Annotated in this window: 2 protein-coding genes; both read left to right on the plus strand. The window is 65.6% G+C overall.

Annotated features, from left to right (window positions below):
- Positions 1-815 (plus strand): hypothetical protein (locus VJ604_RS16130; protein ID WP_324084306.1); only part of this gene is annotated, 815 nt, incomplete at its 5' end.
- Between the two features lie 167 nt (positions 816-982).
- On the plus strand, positions 983-4,177 hold a 3,195-nt coding region (locus tag VJ604_RS16135), incomplete at its 3' end, for an OmpA family protein (protein WP_324084308.1).

Raw genomic sequence — 4,177 nt, forward strand, 5'->3', positions numbered from 1 at the left:
CCCGCATCGACGGGCAGAAGGGGGAGCCGGTGACTAACTCGCGCCAGATCATCTGGAACATCGCCTCTCTTTCCAGTAACACGGTGCACACCGTCACCTTCCTGATGATCGTCGGCTCCGGCGTCTCCGAGGGGGAATACATCAACCGCGCCCAGGTGGCGGACAAAACTACCGGCGGCTTCGCCTCCGGCATGGCCTCCGCCACCGTGCGGGTGACCGCCGACCCCACCTTCGACTGCACCGACGTGATCGGCAAGGTCTTCGACGATGTGAACGTGAACGGTTACCAGGATGAGGGCGAAAAGGGGCTGCCGGGCGTGCGCCTGGTGACGGCCAACGGCCTGATCGCCACCACCGACGAGTTCGGTCGCTTCCACATCACCTGCGCGGTGGTGCCCAACGAGGACCGCGGCAGCAACTTCATCCTCAAGCTCGACGAGCGCACCCTCCCCACCGGCTTCCGGGTGACCGGCGAGAATCCACAGGTGCAGCGCGCCACCCGCGGCAAGATGCTCCGCTACGACTTCGGCACAGCCATCCACCACGTGGTCTCCATGGACGTGGCCGACGGCGTCTTCGAGCCGGAGAGCGCCAAGCTCAGGCCGCAGTGGCAGCCGAGGATCGACCTCTTGTTGAAGGAACTGCACAAGGGGACCTCGCTGCTCAGGCTCTCCTACCTGGCGGAGAACGAGAGCAAGGGGCTGGTGGAGGAGCGCTTGAAGGCGCTCAAGAAGGAGATCAAGAGCAGATGGGACGGGAGCTATCAGCTCACCATCGAGACCGAGGTCTTCTGGAGACGGGGGGCGCCCCCCTAACCGCAGCAAAGTCTTACACGCAGTAAAAGTCGTAACGCAGCAAAGTCACACAACGATCCTGTTCCCCTGTGCAATGTGACTCCAACTTTATCCGGCATTTCGTATCGCATCCCTGGGCGACCTATATCGCCCAGGGCGGATAGTGGACTCAAGCACACATGGGAGCAATGGTGAAGCGTCGTATCGCCCTTATAGTTTTCCTCGTCTCCGTAGCCGGAGCCAGGACCGTCGTCTGCGCCGAGAGCGCACCCGCGACCACCGTGAAAACGGACGTGGTGACGAGGGAGGCTGCCAGCTCCGGCGAGACGACCGAAATGCACCTGCCGAAAGAGCAGGCTCTCACCCCATGGCTCCTGGATCCCTCGGTCTTCAAGGAGGACCAGGGCGACCGCACGGAGAAGCGCCGGGTCGCCGAGAAGGAAGTCAGGACCATCAAGGTGGCCAACGTGGTCCCCGCCATCCACTTCCGCACCGGCGAGGCCGACATCCCCGAAGAGTACGTGGCCATGCTGCGCGGCGTGCTCGACAGGATGCGCGGACGCCTGAACGTCCGTCTCCACTTCGTCGGCCACGCCGATCCCCAGTCCCTCATCGGTCCCCTCAAAGCAAAATACGGCGACAACGTCGGCCTCTCCCGGGAACGGGCGGGGACGGTCGCCGAGTATTTCAAGAAGGCCCTCGAGCTTCCCGCCGAAGCTATTTCCTACGAAGGGATGGGCGACTCCAAGCCGGTCGCCACCAACGCCACCGAGGCCGGCCGCGCCCAAAACCGCCGGGTCGAGGTGGAGGTCTGGTACGACGAGATCGGCGAGAAGATGGTGGAGAAGGAAGTCATCGTCCCCCGCAAGGTGAGCCGGGTGAAGATCTGCCGCACCGAGACGGTCTGCAAGATGCGCTACAAGGAAGGCAACGTGCACCGCATCCGGGTGAAGAACCTGGTCGCCCCCCTGCACTACGACGCGGACACGGTGGTGGTGCCGGACTCTTTCCAGCAGCAGGTACGGCAGGCGCTGGCCAACCTGAAAGGGAAGGAGCACCTCGCGGTCAGGTTCATCGCCTACACCGACAACACGCCGCTTGAGGGGCGCGACGAGCGGATCTACGGCGGCCAGGCAGGGCTCTCCAAGGCGGTGGCGCGTCGGGTCGCCCTCGCGGTCCAGGACGGGCTGAAGGTCCCCGGCGTCGTCTTCGAGAGCGACGGCAAAGGGGCTACCCACCCGGTGGCTCCCAACGAGACCGAGCAGGGGAGGGGGATGAACCGCCGCGTCGAGGTCGAGTTCTGGCACGACGACGCGCTGCAGGAGCTGGCCGACGGGCCGCAGCTCTGCCCGGAAGAGGCGGGCGCCGAGCTGGTCACCCGCGTCTACAACCCTCCCTCCGGCCCCATCGCGCCCATCATGTTCGAGGAGGGCAACCCGGTGGTCCCCGAGGGTTACGCCGAACGGCTCAGCTCCCTGATGGACGAGATCAAGGATCGCATAAACGTCCGCCTGCGCTTCATCGGTTACATCAGCAACGAGCGGCTCGACCGGCGCAACGCGGTCATCTACGGCGACGACATCGGCTGGTCGGCGGCGCGCGCCCGCAGGACCATGGCCCTGGTGGGCGGCAAGTCCTGCCTTACCGGCAAGCAGGCGGAGTGCGAAGGGCACGGCTACGTGCAGTCCTCCGACGTGGTCAACACCGGCTTCACCGAGTCGGCCGTCTCGCGGGTCGAGGTGCAGGTAGTCTATGACGAGCAGGTCCCCCTGAACGACTATGAAGGGGTGGACATCACCCGGCTGACCCGCGAGGTGAACACCGCCAACGCCTACAGCCTCAACCTGATGCGCATCTCGGTGGACGGCAAGCCGGTCGACGATCCCCAAAAGAGCATCCCGGACGTGCAGCGCTGCACCGACCTGGCGCTGGACCGCGCCAAGATCGAGTTCAAGTACGACAACCTGCGTGCCGAGCCGCGGCTGAACGTGACCGCCTGGCCGCGCAGCATCCGCTACCAGCAGACTCCGGGGGCGGCCGTCGCCGACAACCTGGTCCGCTTCCGCCTCTACACCAACTACCACAGCTTCATCACCAAGGCCGAGGTGCGGATCTTCGACAAGGAGCAGTCCCTCCATGCCACCCCGCTGGCGGTGGTGCCGGTGAACAAGGAAGGGCTGGCGGAATGGCGGGCCAATTTCCCCTCCCTCGCCGCACCCGGCCGGGAGCTCAAGTACCTCGTCCGCGTGTACGACGCCAAGGGGAACTGGGACGAGACGGTGGACCAGCCGCTTTGGATCATCGACCAGGTAGATCCGGCCACCGCCACGGCTGACCCGGGCAAGGAGCTGCTGGCAGGCTACGGCGCAAGCCGCATCGCGCAGCGCAACATCCCGATCAGCGGTGGGACCGTGCAGGCCTATGGCAGCGAGCTTCCCGCTCAGCACCAGGTCTGGCTGGCCGGCTACCCGGAACCGGTCGACGGCAAGGGACGCTTCATCGGCGAGGAGATCCTCCCCAAGGGCTCGCACACCGTCGAGGTGGCCGTCCTCGACCAGAAGGGGAACGGCGAGCTCTTCCTGCGCGATCTCGAACTGAAGAAGAGCGACTGGTTCACGGTGGGGATCGCCGACGTCACCATCTCCGCCGACAAGACCTCCGGCCCCGCCAGCCTGGTCACCGTCGACCAGGAGCAGTACAGCCACAACCTGAACGCCCAGGGACGCTTCGCCTTCTACACCAAGGGGCAGTTCGGCACCGGCTGGGGGCTCACCGCCAGCGCGGACACCGGCGAAGGTCCCTTTGACGAGATCTTCAGCAACTTCCTGGACAAGTCCCCCCAGGCGCTCTTCAGGCGCATCGACCCCAAGTACTATTTCCCCACCTTCGGCGATGACAGCACGGTCGCCGAGGACGCCCCCACCAGCGGCAAGTTCTACCTCAAGCTGCAAAAGGACGGTAGCTACGGCCTGTGGGGGAACTTCCGCGCCAACTACGTCGACAACGACCTGGCGCAGGTGGACCGGGGGCTGTACGGCGGGAACCTCCACTACCAGAGCAACGACGTCACCAGCTTCGGCGAGAAGCGCCTGCTGGTGGACGGCTTCGCGGCCGATCCGGGGACGGTGGCCGGGCGCGACGAGTTCCGCGGGACCGGCGGGTCGCTCTACTACCTGCGCCGCCAGGATGTCCTGCAGGGCTCCGAGCGGCTGCGTATCGAGGTGCGCGACAAGGTCTCCAATATCGTGCTGGCCACCAAGGACCTCACCGCGGTCACCGACTACAACATCGACTACCTGCAGGGGCGGGTGCTCCTGACCCAGCCGCTGGAATCGACGGCCAGCGACAACCTGCTGGTGCACAGCGACGCCATGGGTGGCAAC

It is taken from the genome of Geomonas sp. (genome assembly GCF_035254065.1).
Lineage (GTDB): Bacteria > Desulfobacterota > Desulfuromonadia > Geobacterales > Geobacteraceae > Geomonas.